The organism is Actinoplanes sp. CA-252034, assembly GCF_050956125.1.
In the GTDB taxonomy this organism is placed as follows: domain Bacteria; phylum Actinomycetota; class Actinomycetes; order Mycobacteriales; family Micromonosporaceae; genus Actinoplanes.
Genome location: NZ_CP191846.1, coordinates 4,524,156 through 4,541,053 on the forward strand (window position 1 = coordinate 4,524,156; position 16,898 = coordinate 4,541,053).

15 protein-coding genes are annotated in these 16,898 nt (G+C 70.2%); 1 reads left to right on the forward strand and 14 read right to left on the reverse strand.

All coding sequences use genetic code 11. The features are described 5' to 3' along the window. Positions 1 to 23 precede the first annotated feature (23 nt). The 11 genes from ACQPZW_RS20505 to ACQPZW_RS20555 all read right to left on the reverse strand — a co-directional run bounded on the left by ACQPZW_RS20505 (position 24) and on the right by ACQPZW_RS20555 (position 14,321). The gene (locus tag ACQPZW_RS20505) at positions 24 to 959 is read right to left on the reverse strand and encodes a polysaccharide deacetylase family protein (RefSeq protein WP_433796516.1); all 936 of its coding nucleotides are present in this window, start codon (positions 957 to 959) and stop codon (positions 24 to 26) included. A 191-nt stretch (positions 960 to 1,150) separates the two neighbouring features. Continuing rightward, on the reverse strand, positions 1,151 to 5,509 hold the full coding sequence (locus ACQPZW_RS20510) for a fibronectin type III domain-containing protein (protein ID WP_433796517.1): 4,359 nt from the start codon (positions 5,507 to 5,509) through the stop codon (positions 1,151 to 1,153). Between the two features lie 289 nt (positions 5,510 to 5,798). Continuing rightward, positions 5,799 to 6,281, reverse strand: a complete 483-nt coding sequence (locus ACQPZW_RS20515) for an SMI1/KNR4 family protein (RefSeq protein ID WP_433796518.1) — start codon at positions 6,279 to 6,281, stop codon at positions 5,799 to 5,801. A 91-nt stretch (positions 6,282 to 6,372) separates the two neighbouring features. Next, entirely contained in the window at positions 6,373 to 7,335 is a 963-nt protein-coding gene (locus tag ACQPZW_RS20520; RefSeq protein ID WP_433796519.1) for a PaaX family transcriptional regulator, read from the reverse strand. Between the two features lie 114 nt (positions 7,336 to 7,449). Next, complete coding sequence (locus ACQPZW_RS20525) at positions 7,450 to 8,373, reverse strand: carbohydrate ABC transporter permease (protein WP_433796520.1); 924 nt, start codon at positions 8,371 to 8,373, stop codon at positions 7,450 to 7,452. A gap of 16 nt (positions 8,374 to 8,389) precedes the next feature. Then, on the reverse strand, positions 8,390 to 9,379 hold the full coding sequence (locus ACQPZW_RS20530; protein WP_433796521.1) for an ABC transporter permease: 990 nt from the start codon (positions 9,377 to 9,379) through the stop codon (positions 8,390 to 8,392). Positions 9,380 to 9,451: 72 nt separating this feature from the next. Beyond that, a complete protein-coding gene (locus ACQPZW_RS20535; RefSeq protein ID WP_433796522.1) occupies positions 9,452 to 10,972 on the reverse strand; it encodes an extracellular solute-binding protein in 1,521 nt (506 codons plus the stop codon). A gap of 5 nt (positions 10,973 to 10,977) precedes the next feature. Further along, entirely contained in the window at positions 10,978 to 11,559 is a 582-nt protein-coding gene (locus ACQPZW_RS20540; protein WP_433796523.1) for a YesL family protein, read from the reverse strand. A 380-nt stretch (positions 11,560 to 11,939) separates the two neighbouring features. Further along, on the reverse strand, positions 11,940 to 12,557 hold the full coding sequence (locus ACQPZW_RS20545; RefSeq protein WP_433796524.1) for a hypothetical protein: 618 nt from the start codon (positions 12,555 to 12,557) through the stop codon (positions 11,940 to 11,942). Positions 12,558 to 12,597: 40 nt separating this feature from the next. After that, positions 12,598 to 13,614: a sensor histidine kinase gene (locus ACQPZW_RS20550; RefSeq protein WP_433796525.1), complete on the reverse strand. Its 1,017-nt coding sequence runs from the start codon at positions 13,612 to 13,614 to the stop codon at positions 12,598 to 12,600. Beyond that, entirely contained in the window at positions 13,611 to 14,321 is a 711-nt protein-coding gene (locus ACQPZW_RS20555; protein WP_433796526.1) for a response regulator transcription factor, read from the reverse strand. Before ACQPZW_RS20555 ends, ACQPZW_RS20550 begins: the two co-directional genes overlap by 4 nt. 117 nt (positions 14,322 to 14,438) lie before the next feature. Here ACQPZW_RS20555 and ACQPZW_RS20560 point away from each other — a divergent pair, with 117 nt between their 5' ends. Then, the gene (locus ACQPZW_RS20560) at positions 14,439 to 14,648 is read left to right on the forward strand and encodes a hypothetical protein (RefSeq protein WP_433796527.1); all 210 of its coding nucleotides are present in this window, start codon (positions 14,439 to 14,441) and stop codon (positions 14,646 to 14,648) included. Here the strand turns inward: ACQPZW_RS20560 and ACQPZW_RS20565 are convergent. The 3 genes from ACQPZW_RS20565 to ACQPZW_RS20575 are packed head-to-tail and all read right to left on the reverse strand — an operon-like array spanning position 14,605 to position 16,759. Further along, complete coding sequence (locus ACQPZW_RS20565) at positions 14,605 to 15,027, reverse strand: hypothetical protein (protein ID WP_433796528.1); 423 nt, start codon at positions 15,025 to 15,027, stop codon at positions 14,605 to 14,607. The genes ACQPZW_RS20560 and ACQPZW_RS20565 overlap by 44 nt on opposite strands. Then, positions 15,024 to 16,154: a molybdopterin-dependent oxidoreductase gene (locus ACQPZW_RS20570; RefSeq protein ID WP_433796529.1), complete on the reverse strand. Its 1,131-nt coding sequence runs from the start codon at positions 16,152 to 16,154 to the stop codon at positions 15,024 to 15,026. Before ACQPZW_RS20570 ends, ACQPZW_RS20565 begins: the two co-directional genes overlap by 4 nt. Next, positions 16,127 to 16,759, reverse strand: coding sequence for a methyltransferase domain-containing protein (locus tag ACQPZW_RS20575; protein ID WP_433796530.1), 633 nt, complete (start codon positions 16,757 to 16,759; stop codon positions 16,127 to 16,129). Before ACQPZW_RS20575 ends, ACQPZW_RS20570 begins: the two co-directional genes overlap by 28 nt. Positions 16,760 to 16,898 lie beyond the last annotated feature (139 nt).

Below are 16,898 nucleotides of genomic sequence, written 5' to 3' on the forward strand. Positions count from 1 at the left end.
CGGTCGTCCCGTGTGCTCTACCGCTACGGCCGCTGACCGGCGACACCGGGGGCAGCGGCGGCACCGGGGGCACCGGGGGCAGCGGCGACACCGGGGGCGGCGGGGGCGCCGGGGGCGGCGGAACCCGGCGCCGCGCCGCTGTAGCCCGGCTGCGGCGCCTGGGCGCGCGCCGGCATGTAGTCCTCCAGCAGCGCCGGGGTCAGGCCCGCCCGGTGAATGGCCTTCAACGCGCCGACGAAATCGTCACGGAACGCCTCCCGGAAATGCATCAGGATGATGTCGCCCGGCTTGACCGGCTTGCCCTCCTGATAGCGCACCTTGCCCTTGTGCACCGTCTCGGTCCACATGAAAGCCGCCGTCATCCCGCAATCCCTCGCCGCCCGCAACGTGGTGGCGTCCTTCTCACCGAACGGCGGACGAAACAGCGTCGGCCGGCGTACGAACCACTTCTGCAACTCGTCTGCCGACCCGCAGATCTCCCGCTTCTGGAATTCGTAGGACCGCCCGCGCAGCCCCGCATGGGTGATCGTGTGCGCCTCGACGACCGCGCCCGCGTCGATCATCGGCCGGAAGTAGCCGGGATCGTCACGTACGGCGTCCGTGGTCAGAAACAGCGTCACCGGCACCCCCGCCGCAGCGACCAGCTCCTGACCCTCCGGCAGTTTGAGGTAGCCGTCGTCGATGGTCAGGAACGCCACCTTCTGGTCCGTCGGGATCCGGTGCAGGTATTCCACCGAGTCACCCTCGGGCAGGGTGATCGGCTGCGGCGGCGGGGCCGCGGCGAAGTCGGGGATGCCATACCGTGCGCGCCGCGCGGCCAGCTCGACGGCGGGATCCGGCCCGGGCGGCGCAGCCGAGCCCACCGGCGCCCCGGAGGACACCGCGGGTGACGGGGCCGTCACCGGGCCGGGCGTCGCCGAGCAGGCGGCCAGCACCACGACCGCACCCACCGCCGTCATCGAATGAACAATCCTCGCGTAACGCACCGCGCGATCCTGGTGGGTCCCCCGTGAAGCGGCGGTGAAGGGGCTCCCCGCGGTGGCGTTGCTCACCTTGCACACGGCGGGTGCGCCACCGTGGTGGCACACCCGCCGCGCGAGGCCCGCGGAACCGACGTCCGTCGATCGACCCGCTTACCGGTGAATAGTGCTCAACAGCCGCCGCGGTCGCGCCACGGACCGTGCGGGTCGCCCGGCTCCTGGTTACGGGTCCACCACTTCGCCTCCCACACGCGGCCGTCGTGGTGCACGATCTCGCCGCCCGTGTAGATCCACGACGGGGTCCAGGCCGGGTGAGTGGCGTCGCCGCAGGTGACCGGAGCACCGACTTCGGCCCATGCGCCCCAGGGGGAGGAGCCGGGCTTCTGCCCCAGGGTCCACCACTGTGCCTGGTAGTCGCGCCCGTCGTAGCGGACCAGGCTGCCGGTGGGGTAGACCGTGGTCGCCGACCAGGCCGGCGCGACCACGGTGACCCGGTGCGCCGTGGTGATCTGCGGGGCCGCGACCGACGTCGCCGTGATGACCACCGAACCGTGGGCGGTCCCGGTCACGACACCGCCGGCGGAGACCGCGGCGACCGACGGATCCGATGACTGCCAGGTCACCCTCTGGTCGGCCGGGGCCGGCGAGATCACGGCCGCCAGCGTGACCTGCCGGCCGAGCGTCACCTCAGCCGGCCCGGTGACGGCGACGCTCCTGGGCAGCCAGAACGGCGTGACCGGTGCGGACGGCGCGGAGGCCGGCGAGGTGCCGGCGGCGTTGTGGGCGACGACAGTGAAGGTGTACGCCGTACCGTTGTCGAGCCCCGGCACGAGGCATCCGCTCACGTCCGTGGCCGTGCACGTGGCGTCTCCCGGTGAGGCGGTCACCGTGTACCGGGTGATCGGCGAGCCGCCGTCGGAGCCCGGCGCCGCCCACGTCACCCGCGCGCTCGCGTCCCCGGCGACGGCCGTGACCCGCACCGGAGCGTCGGGCGTGATCCGGTGGACGGCCAGCCAGCTGATCACCGGGTCCTGTGAGCCGGTCTTCGCGACCGTGTAGGTGACCACGGTCGGCGTGGTGACCGTGAACGGCACCGTCCCGGTGGCGCGCGGGGTGGTGGAGCTCAGACTGACCGGCGTCCCGGTGACCGTGGCGCCGTCGACCGTCACGGTCTGCGACATCGGCCGGGTCTGTGCCCACCACTCGGTGAACCCGGCGGTCAGCACGTACCTGCCGGGTTCGAGCGGCAGCCGGTAGCGGATCGTCTTGTTGCCGCCCGCCCAGTTGCCGGTGGAGAACTTGTCCGCCGGGTCGGTACCGCTCTTGACCGTGATCCCGTCGTTGACATGACCCCACTGGTCGGCGGCGGCCGAGACCTGATCGGCCGTCCTGTTCACCACGAGGCCGGACACCGCCTGGTACTGCGGCGACGTCTGCCCGGCGGTCAGTCCCGCGTCGATGTAGTAGACCAGCGACGGCGGCACGACCTCGTAACGGACCGTGAAAGCCTGCTTCCTGCCGTCGACGTAGGCGTCGTCGGTCCAGCCCTCGACGGTCACCGTCGTGTAGGCGGCCCGAGCCGTGGCCCGGCTCGCCGCGGTCCAGGTGACCCGGTGTGCCTGGCCGTCGATGACGACCGTGTTCGGGAGGTCTCCGCTGGTCAGGGCGGCCCCGGCGAGACCCAGGTCGCGTTTGACGTCGGTGACGTCGGCGGGCCGCAGGTCGCCGACGGCCGCGGTGAGTCGCGCCGCGATCTGCTCCACACCGATGGTGTCCAGCCCGGGCAGCCCGGGCAGGGCCGCCGTCGCCTGGGCACGGGTCGCGGCGAACACCGCCCACGTCGGCGGCGACCAGTCGCTCTCCACCGGCGTTCCGGCCGCGGCCAGCGCCTGCCGGATCGGCGCGGTGTCGACGCTGCCGTCCACGTCACCGGAGATCGCGGTGAAGGCATCGAGCACCAGCGTCCCCGACCGCAGCGTGAAGGTCGCCGTGTGCGGTCCGTCGGCGAGACCCCTCAGGGTGTACGCGGCCTGGCGCTTACCGGTGCTGCGGGTGACGGCGCCGGCGGCGAGCGGTACCCCGTCGACGTCGACGTCCAGGGTGGCGGTCCCGTTGTTGCCGCCGATCAGGTCGAGGCCGGTGCCGGTGAACCCGACCGTGAACGTCGACCCGGCGGTGGCACTCGTGGACGTCGTCCGGTGCCAGTCCATCGCGTCACCGGCCGCCGCCTTGTGACTCCACGTCCCCGTGTAGCCGACGGTGCCGTCCATGTTGTCGACGAGCGTCACGGCGTACGGCGCAAAGCCCTTGATCTTCTCGATTCTGAGATCGTCGAACCCGGTCCGGTAGAAGTCGCTCGACAGGTTGACCCGCCCGGCCGGTTCGGGGGAGGGGTCGACGTAGCTGTGGACCGCCGTGCCGTCGACGAACGCGGTGATGGTGGCGCCCTTGGCCTCGACGGCGAGACGGTAGCCGCCGGCGGCGGCACGGGTGCCGGTCGCGATCGTGGTGCCACGCTTGGCGAACGTCCAGGCTCCGGCGCGGTTGATGCGGATCTGGTAGGCGGCGCTGTCGGCGGTCATGCCGGTCTGCTGGCGCACCCCGAGCCCGGCCGATCCACCGGCGGCGTCCGGGAACGACACGTCGACACTCGCCCGGTAGTTGTGCCAGCGGAAGTCACCGACGAGCGTGTTGGGCGTCGTGCGGTTCCAGGCGGCGGTGTCCTTCATCGACTGGTCCATCAGCTGGTACAGGACGCCGTCGTCGACCTGCCACGCGCCGGTCTGGTCGACCAGGTAACGCGGCTCGCCGCCCCGCGAGGCCAGGTAGGGCAGGGTCCTGTCACCGACCCTGACGTCACCCTCCTCGGCATAGGCGAAGTCGTCGGCGTACAGAACGGTGTCGTCGGTGTCGTGGTTCCGGCCGGTCGCGTCGGTGTCCAGGACCGTCCGCGGCGACGTCTCCGGCAGCGGCTCCCCGGCGGTCGTGTCGAGCGTGGTGAACGTGACGATCGACCGTGGCCGCACCTGGTACGTGTAGTAGCCGTCGCCGTCGGGCCGCAGCGTCGCGGTCCGCTGCATGTAGTGACCGGCCCGGGTCTCCCACACATTGACGACTGGATCCGTACCCAGATTCATGTCGTCAACATTGATCCGGTACATCTTGATCAAGTCACTGTCATTGACGGCGATGGTGGAGAAGTCACGCCGCTGTGGATCGGCGAGCGTCAGGTAACTGGCCGCGCCGTTGGAGCCGTCGATGTTCTCGGTGCCGTTGACGCCGCTGTAGCTGGCCTGCGGCACGGTCCGCCAGATGCCGGCGGTGTTCGTGTCGTTCTCCCAGCCGGTCGTCGCGAACCGGGTGAAATGCTGCATCACATAGATCGCCGCGTCGTAGTGGATGCTGCCCGACCACGGGTCACGGGCACTGAGCAGCTCCTTGTGGCTGTACTGGGCGCCCTCGTAGAACGAGCCGATCGCCGGCTGGAAGATGTAGTGCGTCCGCTTCGACCGGTGGTAGCCCTTCACGCTGCGGTTCGCGAGATCCAGCGCGCTCTGCAGACCGCCGATGCCGGTGCTCGCGCCACCCGGGCCCTCGGTGTTGTTGACCCGGTAGTCGGTGAACCCGAACGACCCGACGCCCTCGCTGTACCAGACGTCCTTGTCACGTACGGTCGCCAGCTTCGTGTACGGCTCGTAGGTGTTGGCGCCGGGCGCGCCGTCGTACCGGTCGTCGGTGTTGTAGTGGTACCCGACCGCGTCGACCATCTCGAACAGCGACTGGTCGTCGAGCAGCGCCGGCCCGATGTTCTTGGTCTGATTCTCGTCAGAGGCGACAATCTTGATCCGGTGGTACGCGTCAGCGACGGCCGCCTGCTCCGCGGCGGGGATCCCGAACCGCGGATCGGCGAAGTCGGTGTCCGTGACCAGGGCGTTCTTGTAGTACTTGATGAACGCGAGGTCCGGACTGCTCGTCTCGTTGGTGTCCGGGTTGACGTAGTCGACCATGTACCCGTACTTCTCGTACGCGTCGAGGATCGTCTCCTTGTACCACCGGTACATCTCGTCGCGGCCGGTCCCGGCACTCCACGCCGTCTGCACCCAGTACGGCATCGTCCACCGCAGAATCGACACCTTCAGATCGGGATTGACCGTCTTGGCGTCCGCGGCCAGCTGAAAGCCGGGCGAGCGGGAGGCGTCGGCGAGCTCCGTGGCGGTACGCATGGTGGCCGCGTCCGCGCCGGTCGAGTTGTTGGTGTCCGAGCCCATCTCCATCTTGACGTGATTGATCAGCGGCCGCTCCCCGCCGAACAACACGTCGATCATCTGCCAGTAGCGGGCGGGCTGCTCGGCCTTGTAGTCCATCAGCAGGTTGCTGGTGCTGTTGGCGCTGATCAGCCCGAGCCCCTTGTAGGGCAGGCCGTGCACGTTGTCCGGCCGGACGTCGTCACCGTCCACGACCACGTCGACCGTCTCCTCGGCGGCCGTCGCGGGCGTCCCCACCAGGCCCCAGGCCAGCGCCACCGACACCGCGGCACACCCTGCCATCCACCGTTTGCTCCACCGTGCGCCCACGCAGCGACTCCCGAGGTGATCAGTGACGATCCTGTTACGGGAGTAAACCGCTCACAACAAAACACGTCAATGCCCAAACGACCAGAACCGATCGCACCCGCTCACGCAGGGGCCGTGCGACGGTCAGAGTGATCGGAAATGATCAGTTGTCAGCTCTCGTCACGGCTCAAATCGGCACGGCGGCGGCCGGCGGGTGGCAGTGGATACCGATCGGCCGCGTGCGCCCTGAGGAGCTCCTGCCGGCTCAGTCCCGGCGTTCCAGCGCTCGATCGGCGGAGCTCTTCAAGCCGTGCTCGGCCACGAACTCCAGGAAATCCGCTGCGACGAGCTCGTCGTCGGGGTCATCGTGGAAATGGAACCAGACCGCGTCGTGGCAGCGTCCGTCGGTCACGGGGAAGCCCCAGTGGTCACCGGTGCCCACCGGGGATACGACGACGAAACCACGGTCGGGGAACTCGTCATCGTTGACGGTCTCGAGGTCGTCGTATCGGCCGGGTGTGGACACGATCGGGAACAGGTCGAGGAAACCGAACATGCCCCCGCCGTGACGCATCATGAAGGCCTTGTACTTGTCCGGGAGAACGACCCCCATACTGAGCTCCACGGCGGTGATCTCCTCCGCCGTGGCGGTCCGGCCCTCGATGAGGCTGAACCCGTGCTCGGCCGCCATGGCAGCGGATCTCTCGCGCAGGGGCTCGGCGAGCGCGTCGAACTCGGTCGGATCCACCGTTGGATCTTAAGCGCGGCGGCCGTTGCCCGCGGGTGCCGACTGAGCGGGCCTCTACCCGGCAACGGTCGGGGCGACGTGGCCCGCATGATCAGCGGGGCACGCGGCCGAGCCCGGTCAGCATCTCCTCCACGGTGTGGGCCTCGATCCGCCGATGGGTCTGCTCGTCGTCGGCGGCCACGGTGCGGACGTACTGTTCGGCCGGGCGCGCCAGTCCGTCGTACACCGCGACGAACACCTCCCGGGCACGTCGGCGAGGCCAGCCCTCCGGCATGAGTCTCGTCGGCAGCATGGGATCGATCGACGGAAAACGGCGGTACGTGTCCATCACCTCGGTACGGGCGCGTACCGCGTCGGCTCCCCTGATCCTTCCCGCGGCGATGGCGGGCTTCAACTCGCTCCACCGCCGGATGAAGGTCTCGTAGTGCTCGGCGATCGCCGCGACGTCCCACGCCTCGACCGGGCTGCGATCCGCGTCGGTGTCCAGGGCGATGTGCTGGGCCCGGACCACCGTGAGCCGGCCGGAGGACGCTCCCGCCGCGTCGGCCAGATCCCGCGACCGCAGTGGCCGTGGGGAGACCCAGACCCCGTCGTACAGCGGTGCGCAGCCGTTCCAGCGCAGATGGACGCGCAGGGCGTTGCGCTGGGTGGTCTCCTCCTTGGGCATCGAGAAGGTGACGAAGGTCCAGAACCCGTCCCAGGCGTCCTCCTCGACCGCGAAGTCGGCGATCCCCAGCCCTCCGACCAGCAGCTCCTCGGCGGCCTGTCGGGTGAGCCGGTAGGAGCTGTACCGGCCGCGCCGGCGGCTCTCGAGCACCCCGCGGCGCGTGAGCCGGCTGATCGCCATCCGGGCGGCGGCGCTGGTCACCCCGAACTCGCCGAGCAGGGCGATCAGCGCGGTCGCCGGGAGCCAGGCGTCGTTGCGCAACGTGTAGTCCGCGATCAGCGTGACCGTCAAGCCCTGCGGCGAGCTGCCGGCCTGCCTGCGGGGCAGGCGTGCCGCCCCGGTCAGGACGTCGGAGAAGATCTCCCCGATCGGGAACGGGCTGGCCACGGTGCGCTCCGGCGTGATGGGAGTGGCGGTGCGACTCGACTGTAACGGTTCCTCACGGTTCCGAGGACGTGGTGTGACGGACCCGGCGTGGGGCCGCGCTCTGCCGGACGGCCGTCACTCCTTGACCGATCCGATCAGTACGCCCTTGGCGAAGTGCTTCTGCAGGAACGGGTAGACCAACAGGATCGGCAGGGTGGCGATCACGACGACCGCGAACTTCACGCCCTGCTCCGGGAACGCGGTTCCGGACAGGGTGTCCAGCACGTTCGCCGAGTCCGCGTTCGGAGCGGTGAGCTGGCGGACCAGCACCTGCAACGTCCACTTGTCGCTGTCGGCGATGTACAGCAGCGGCGACATGTAGTCGTTCCAGATGCCGACCGCGTAGAACAGCGAGAACGTGGCGATGATCGGCTTGGACAGCGGCAGCACGATGCGCAGGAAGACGTTGAGGTCGTTGGCGCCGTCGATGCGGGCCGCCTCCTCCAGCGCGTCCGGCAGGGCCTGGAAGAACGTCTTCACGATGATCAGGTAGAACGGGTTGATCGCCAGGGGCAGGATCAGCGCCCAGTACGAGTCCAGCAGCCCGAGATCGCGGACCACCAGGTAGGTCGGGATCATGCCGCCGCTGAAGACCAGCGTGAAGATCACCAGGTTGAGGACCAGCGTGCGGCCGGGCAGGCGGTTGCGCGACAGCGGGTAGGCCATCGTCAGCGTCAGCGCCACCTGGACGACCGTGCCGACCGCCGTCACCGCGATGGTGGTGAGCAGCGCGCGGACGAACGTGTCGGTGCCGAAGATGAAGTCGTACGTGTCCGTGACGACCTTCTCCGGCCACAGGAAGAACGGCCGGGACGCGATCTCGGCCTCGCCGGCGAACGACCCGGCGAGCACGTACAGCAGCGGTAGGACGGTGATCGCGCCCAGCGCCAGCAGGAACACGGCGTTCCCGATGTCGAAGAGGCGGCTTCCCGCCGAGGAGTAGTGCCGGACCGGGTTGCCCTGGCGGATCTTCTCGCCGGTTGTCTCGTCGATGGTCATTCGCGGTTGCGTCTCCTCAGTACAGTCCGCGCTCGCCCAGGCGTTTGGCCAGCCAGTTCGAGCCGAAGATCAGGATCACGCCGAGGACGCCCTTGAAGAGGCCGACGGCGGTGGAGTAGCTGAAGCTGCCCTGGGTGATGCCGACCAGGTACACGTAGGTGTCGAAGACCTCGGCGACCGACCGGTTCAGCGACGTGGTCATCAGCCAGATCTGCTCGAAGCCGGTGTCCAGCAGGTTGCCGGAGGCGAGGATGGTCATCACCACGATGGCCGGACGGATCGCCGGAAGCGTGATGTGCCAGAACTGGCGCCACCGGCCGGCACCGTCGACCTGCGCCGCCTCGTACAGCTGGGTGTCGACGTTGGCCAGCGCCGCCAGATAGATGATCGTGCCCCAGCCGGTCAGCTTCCACAGCTGCTGAATGACGATGATCGGCCGGAACCACGCCTCCTGCGCCACGTAGTCGACCTTGCGGCCGCCGACGAAGTCGTGGATGAGCTCGGCAAGCACGCCGTAGTCGACCGAGAACAGCAGGTACGTCAGTGACGCCACGATCGTCCACGACAGGAAGTACGGGATGTAGATCAGTGACTGGACCGAGCGTTTGACGACGTTGTGGCGCAACTCGTTCAGCAGCAGCGCCACCACGATCGGCGCCGGGAACACGAAGATCAGGGTGACCAGTGCCAGCAGGAACGTATTGATCATGACCCGCGCGAAGTCCGGGCCGGTGAACAGCGCCTCGAAGTGCTTGAGGCCGACCCAGGGGCTGCCCTCGTAGCCCAGGAAGGGGAGATAGTCCTGGAAGGCGATGCTCAGGCCGTACATCGGCCAGTAACGGAACAGTGCGAAATAGGCCAGGCCCGGCAGCAGCATCAGATAGAGCCACCGGTTGCGGCCGATGCGGGCCAGGCGGGTGGCCCACTTGCCGGGCGGCGGGTCTGCCGGTGGCCGGGTGGACGGTGGTGTCTCCGGCGCCACGCCCGGGACGAGATCGGTGGCCACGGCGGGCTCCTATCGAACGCGGGACGGGCCCGGCCTCGGCGACCGGGCCCGTCGAATCCGTTGAGGTCGGGGCTACTTGGCCATCTCGTTGACCTCTTGGACGATCTTGGTGCCGCCACCGTCGTACCAGCGCTTGACCTCGGCCTTGAGCTGTTCCTCGGTGATGGTGCCGGACAGGAACTTGACCCGCGCGTCCGGGACGATCGGATCGAGCGTGCCACCCTGCTGGATCTGGGTCGGGGCGAGCACCGAGGCCGCGGGGTTGTGCACCGCGGTCTTCAGGTCCTCGGTCATCAGGGTGCCGAAGCTCTCGTACAGCTTGAGCTTGGCCGGGTCCGAAGGCTTCCACGGGTACGTCTCCATGCCGATGCTCGCCCGCGTGCCGAGCTGGATGAAGGCCTTCTCCACGTCGTTCTTGATGACCTTGATCTGCGGGTCGTCCTGGTTGATCGGCACCGCGTAGTTCCCGTCGAGCTCGAAGTTGCGGCCCGCGATGCCGTTGGTGAGCAGCGTCGTGCCCTCCTTGGACTGGAGCCTGTCGAGCACCTGCAGGACCTGGTCGAGCTGCTCCTCGGTGCGGATCCGCTGCTTGGAGATGGCGATCGAGTCCCGGTAGCCGATGCCAGGGGCGGAGAACTTCTGGCCGTCGGCCCGTTTCAGGTTGCCGACCATCGCCACCTTGTCCGGGTCCTTCGGGTCCTTCTCCCGGAACAGGTCGAACAGCTGGGTGGCGCGCAGGTTGACGTCGATGATGATCCCGCCCTTGCCCTGCACGAACGGGTCCATCCAGTTGGCCGTGTCAAGCGTCGCGAAGTCCGGGTTCACCAGTCCCTCGTCGACCCACTTCTTCAGCTCGCGGTTGGCGGCGAAGAACTCGTCGGTGTCGAAGCCGGGCACCAGCCTGCCGCCCCGCTCACCCCAGGCGCTGGGCGCGCCGAACCAGGTCTCGAAGATGTCGTACGGGCTACCGCTGGCGTAGACCGGGTTCCACTTCGGGATGATCAGGCCGTACGTGTCCTTCCTGCCGTTGCCGTCCGGGTCCTGCTCGGTGAACGCCTTGGCGACGTTGTACAGGTCGGGCACCGACTCGGGCAGCGGCAGGCCGACCTTGGCCAGCCAGTCCTTGCGGACCGAGACCGCCGAGCGCAGCAGTGGGCGTACCCGGTAAATGCTGTAGGTCTTGCCGTTGACCTGGACGTTCTTGCCGGTCTGCGGGTCGGCGGGCTTGAGGTTCGGGTATTTGTCGAGCTTGCCGGTGAGATCCCAGAAAGCGCCGGCCTCGGCCGTCTTGGCGAAGGTGGGCGACTTCTCGTTGAGGATCATGACGTCCGGGATGTTGTTGGACCCGAGTGTCACGTTGACCTTGTCGCGGTAGTCGGCGTCGGGCACCCAGGAGATGTCGAGCTTCTTGCCGATCAGCGCCTCGACGCCCTTCTGGATCTCCCCGTTCGGGTCCGGTGCGGTGCCGAACAGCGGCGACATCACGGTGATCGTGTCGAGGGTGGCCGCCGACTCGTCGTCACCGCAGGCGGCGAGCGGAAGAGCGGTGGTGAGGGCCAGGGCAGCCGCCAGCAGACGACGGCGTGGGTTCATCGTTGTCATGATTTCCGTTCCACTCGTAGGCGCTCCTCGTTCTCGGCGAACAAGCGCTGACACAGCCAGGTGCTGAACTGGATCCATCCGCCGACGGCGATCGTCGGCAGCAGGAAGGGGAACGTCACGGCGGCGTACGCGATCGCCGTGAAGCTGAACAGCAGCAACACGGACGCGGCCGGACGGGTGAGGGCGAAGAGTGACGCCGTGGGCAGATAGGCGCGAGTGCGGAGGTGATAGTGCGCGGCCATCGGGAGCAGGTAGCCCGTGATCACCACCACCGCCGCCAGGGCTACCGCTGTGACCAGCCGAAAGATCATGCCGGCGGATCCCATGGACGCGAACCAGAAGTAGTTGGTCAGCAGGAAAGCGCTTGCCGCCAGCGACGGCAGAAAGAGCGCCGTGCCTCTCAGGATGTCCTGCCGGAAGGCGGCGAGAAACGCGGGAAATACTCGAAACGTTTCATTGCGAGCGTGTCGGCGAGCCAGGGAGTACGCCGCGACGGTCGCCGGGCCGATGCTCGGCACGACTCCGCCGACCACGGTGAACAGCAGCCAGAGCAGGTTCAGCCGGATCGCCCAGAACACCTCGTCAGCCGCCTCGTACAGCCGGATGACCAGCGGTTGCGCGGGTCCCGGGGAGGTCGCCGACGTGCCCGCCCGCGGCCCTCCGGTCGCCGGCGGGGCAGGCGGAGCCGAGTTCTGCCCGTGCATCACTGCCCCTCCGCAACTGTCGTCAACGGCCGTTCACGAGCCGATGGAATCGTTCCAACTGCCTGAAATAACAGCCAGTGTTGCGACGGAAAGGCTGCGTGTCAATCGACGAACCTAACTAGATTCACCGGGCCCGGACAGGGGAGGCCGTCGGCTCGCGCGGTGTTCACGCCCTCCTGGTCGAAGGCGCCGATCAGAGGGCGCAGGCAGCGGGCCGGCCCAGTGCCTCGGGCTCGCCGCCGGGCGACGACGTCTCACACCGGCGGGCGGCTCTGATCGGGTGCGACGGCTGGCGGGCCGGTCTGATCGGGTGCGACGGCCGGCGGCCCAGCCTGATCGGGTGCGACGGCTGGCGGGCCGGACTGATCAGGCGCGAGTCCGAGGGTCTCGCCGGCGCGACCCATCGCCGCCCAGAATCGGGTGTTACCCGGCCACCGCACGTGACCGAGGCGTTCGAGTTGCCGGTGCGCCTCGACGAGGCGGCCCGTTCGCAGGCGTGTGCCCAAACCGATCGCGGGCCCGCTCGGGACTCCGGGCACCGACCTCAGCGCCGCCTGCAGGTGCACCAGAGCCGCCTGCTGCCGGGCGTCGAGCGCTACATCCGCCTCGAAATAGCCGTGCGAGATCATCAGATCGACACCCAGCGCCTCCTCACCGGGCTGGATCACCTCCCACAGACTCGTGAACTGTTGCAGCCGATCGACCGCCTCCTCGTGCGTGGACCCGGCCGCGACACACACGGCCACCGCGGCGACCGCAGGCGAGGCACCGTCTCGCAACAGACCCAGGAACGCCGCACGCACATCGTCACCGTCGGCCAGTCTCCGAGCGGCAGACTCGGCCCACGGCGCATCGACCGGCTCGGCAGGCATCACACGACCCTACCGCGGCAGCCCTCTGTGCCATCCGCGGTCAGGTGGCGGGGAGCTGGACCTCGAACCGGCACCCGTGGCCGACGTTGCGGACCCCGACCCGGCCGCCGTGTGCCTCGACCAGGCCGCGCACGATCGCCAGACCCAGGCCCCCGCCGCCGCCCGGGGTGGCGGCCGCCGGGGTGCGGGCGCGTTCGCCGCGGAAGGCGACGTCGAAGACGCGGGACAGGTCGTTCTCCGGGATGCCGCCGCACGTGTCGGAGACGGTCAGCCACACGTGACCCTGATCCTGGCCGGCGGCGATCTGCACGGTGCCGTCCTCCGGCGTATACCGCACCGAGTTGATCAGCAGGTTGCTGACGATGCGGGCGAGCTCGCGCTCACCGCCGCGCACGACCGGCCAGCCGCTGTCGGCGGCGACCAGGTGGATGCGGCGGCGGGCGGCCAGCGGCGCGACACCGGCGAGCGCGTCGGACACCAGCTCGCCCAGCGGCACCGTCGTCGGCGTCAGCCGTAGCGCGCCGGCGTTGATGCGCGACAGCTCGAACAGGTCGTCGACGAGCCGGGTCATCCGGTCGGTCTCGACCCGGATCCGCCGGTGGTACTCGTCGACGGTCGCCGGGTCGCGGATGATCCCGTCCTCCAGGGCCTCGGCCATCGCCCGCAGCCCGGCCAGTGGGGTGCGCAGATCGTGCGACACCCAGGCGACCAGCTCACGGCGACCGGCCTCCAGCTGCCGTTCACGGTCGCGGGCGGCCTGCGCCCACACCGCCGACGCGGCCAGCCGGCTGCCGAACACCGCCCCGACACCCAGGCTGATCAGCGCCGACGCCGACACCGTGACCAGCACGACCCACAGGTCGTGCGGGGACAGGAACATCGCCTGCGCGACCGTGGCCACCCCGGCGACCACGGCCAGCACGGTGACGGCCAGCATCACCAGCACGTGCACCAGGATCGACCGGCCCCGCAGCAGCCTCAGCGCGCCGGCGCCGGCCAGGCCGACCACACCCCCGGCGAGCAGCGCGTAGAGGCCGATGAGCATGGTGTCCTTCACGCGGTGGCGCTCCCGTCGAGCGGGTCGAAACGGTAGCCGACACCCCAGACGGTGCGGATGCGCGCGGGGGCGGCCGGATCCTTCTCGATCTTCTCCCGCAGCCGGCGCACGTGGACGGTGACCGTCGACTGATCGCCGAACTGCCAGCCCCACACCTTCTCCAGCAGCTCCGTGCGCGACCAGGCGCGCCCGGGATGGCGCAGGAAGAACACCAGGAGCTCGAACTCGCGGACGGTCAGCGCCAGCGGCATGCCCCCGACCTCGGCGATCCGGCGGGCCGTGTCGACGACCAGCTCCGCGTCGATCAGCGTCTCCGTGGCGGCCGGCGCGGCGGTGTGGGCGGCGGTGCGGCGCAGCACCGACCGGATCCGCAGCACCAGCTCCCGCGGGGAGAACGGCTTGGTCACGTAGTCGTCGGCGCCGACCTCCAGACCCAGGACCCGATCGGCCTCCTCACCGAGGGCGGTGAGCATGATGATCGGCAGGTGCGGCAGGTGACGCCGCAACCGGCGGCACACCTCGAGGCCGTCGATGCCGGGCATCATCACGTCCAGGACCACCAGGTCCGGCTGCTGGGCGGCGACCGCGGCGAGCCCGTCGGCGCCGTCGGCGGCCAGCCGCACCTCGCAGCCGGCCTCCTCCAGATAGCGCCGCACCACGTCACTGACCGTCGGATCGTCGTCGACGACCAGCACCCGATGTCCCATCCTCGTCACGTTACCGAGCACGCGGTCCCGTACCCCTCGGCCGGGGTCTTTCGGATTCCTTACGACCGCGTCGCGTCGGTCCCGGCGCAGAACGCGGCGGCATGCGAGCATCGATCGATGACTCCCGATCAGCATGCGGTTCGTGCCGAAGCTCTGCTCGAGCAGTCCGCCCGCGACGAGCAGAACGCCGACCGACTCATCGCCCGCGCCCACGTCCACGCTCTCCTCGCGTTACGCCGCCGCGCGGCCGGCGCCTCACCAGCCCGCGCCGAGGACTCCGTGGTCATCCACTACGGCGACGGCGACCCCACCCACGACCGGATGTGACCGCCGCCCCCACCACGGCGGCCACGACGACCAGCACCAGGACCAGAGCGAGATTGCGGGGGTACGGCAGAGGCAGCGCCGACGGATTGCCGGCGGGCCGGCCGAACCCCAGGACCAGCGGGAACGCCACCAGTGTGACCGCCGCGGCGCTGATCGCGGCGGCACACGTCACCGCCCGCCACCGGACCGGGACCAACCGGGTGATCACCGCGCCCACGGCCAGGACCAGCGCCATCCACAGGACGTCGTGACCGGCCAGCACGGCCGCCATGAACAGCAGCACACCGGCCGGATCCACGTCGGGGTCGGCGCCCGCCCCGACCACGGCCCAGCCGATCAGTGCCACGCCGGCGACCACCAGCGCCGTCCGGACCCTCATGACCGCTCCCGTACGGTGATCGCGCCCACCCATTTGGTCTGCAGCACGCCGGGCCGGTTCGGGGCGATCAGCCGGGCCGGATACCCGTGGTCGGGATGCAGCGGCTCGCCACCCAGCCGCAACGCGATCAGGGTTAGCGGGTCGCGTACGTGCGGGGTGGCCACCGTCGACGTGCGGTAGCGGCCGCGGGCCTCCAGGGACTCGACCACGACGGTGGACCGCTCGGGGTCGGCGCCGACCAGTGCCACCAGGTCACGCAGGCGCACCCCGGACCACGTGCCGACGGCGCTCCAGCCCTCCACACAGGCGATCGGCAGGTCGGCGGTGTACTGGTCGAGGGCGTTCAGGGCGGTCAGATCCAGGTCGACGTGCCGATCCGGGCCGGTGATGCTCAGCCGGAACGCCGGGTCGAGCGCGGTGGACCGTACCCCCGCGTCGTCTGCGGTGTTGTTGACCGGAAGGCCCTGGGGGCCGACGTCGGGCCGGCGCGGGGCGAGCAACGCCAGGCCGGACAGCGGCCGGACCGTCTGCCCGGCCGTGACCACGGTGATCAGCCCGGCCGCCGCGGCGACGGCGCCGAGCAGCCCGCGCCGGGTCAGGCCGGCCGCGTCCGGTTGCGGTTCGGGACGGCTCAGCGCGGCCCGGACGGTCGGCAACTGCACACCGATGTGTACGAGCAGCGCGCCGACGGTCAGCCAGCCCACCCAGTAGTGGGCGGCGGTGAAGAAGAACGGCATCGGCGCATACCAGCGGGAGACGTTGAGGACACCGCCGACGACCTGGAACAGCGCCGCGGCGACGAGCACGGCGACACCGGCGCGTTCAGCGGCGTGGGCGATCGACCGGACCGGCGGCCACTGGAACAGCCGCGGATACACCGACCACAGCTTGGCGCCCAGCAGCGGCACCGACGCCAGGCCGGTGATCACGTGCAGGCCCTGGGTGAACCGGTAGAGCCCGGCCGGACGCGACGGCCACGCGAACCCGGCCGGCGGATGCTGCAGGAGGTGGCTGTACAGGCCGGTGAGGAAGCAGATGCCGAAGCTGACGCCGAGCGCGATTCCCAGCACGCTGGTCAGCCGGTGCGAGCGCAGCGGGCTCACCGGGGGAGCAGGGTGGCGAACCATCGGCCGGCCTCCGTCCACGTGTCGATCGCCCGCATGGCCGCGGCCCCGGCCACGCCGGGCAGGTCGTCGAAGGGCACGCACGCCCACCGCAGCGATCCACCGGCCGAGCCGTGCACGGTGGCCGTTCCGGACCAGGCGGCAGTGCCCGGCGGCGCCACCTCCGCATGCACCCGGCCGTCCGGAGCGAGCAGCTGCCGGCAGCGGGCCAGCAACGACCGCGGGTCGCCGCCGATGCCGATGTTGCCGTCGGCCAGCAGCAGATGCCGCCATCGTCCGCTGCCGGGGACCGGCTCGAACACGTCACGCTGCAGTGCGACCGCGCCGCGCCGCCGGGCCAGGCGCACCGCGGTGGCGCTGACGTCGATGCCGAGCGCCGGCCGACCGGTTGCGATCAGGGCGCCGGTGAGCCGGCCCGGCCCGCAACCCACGTCCAGGGTGGGGCCGGTGCAGCGCTCCAGCAGCCCGTCGTCGCCCGCGATCGTGTCGCGGCACCACACCGCCGGGTCGAAGTGCTGCACCGCGCCGCTCGGGTGCCGGGCCGTGAACCCGGCGGGCACCCCGGCCGCGGCCCGGCTGAACGCCGCGTCGAAAACGGTGGCCGTCATCGGGCGACCCCCGGCGCCACGGCCCGGCCGGAGCCGGCGTCCCCCCGCGCCACGGCTCGGCCGGAGCCGGCGTCGCCGAGAGCCGCGGGCGCCGGGGTCGCCGCCCGGCCGGCTTCGCCGGTGTCGCCGACGTCGGACG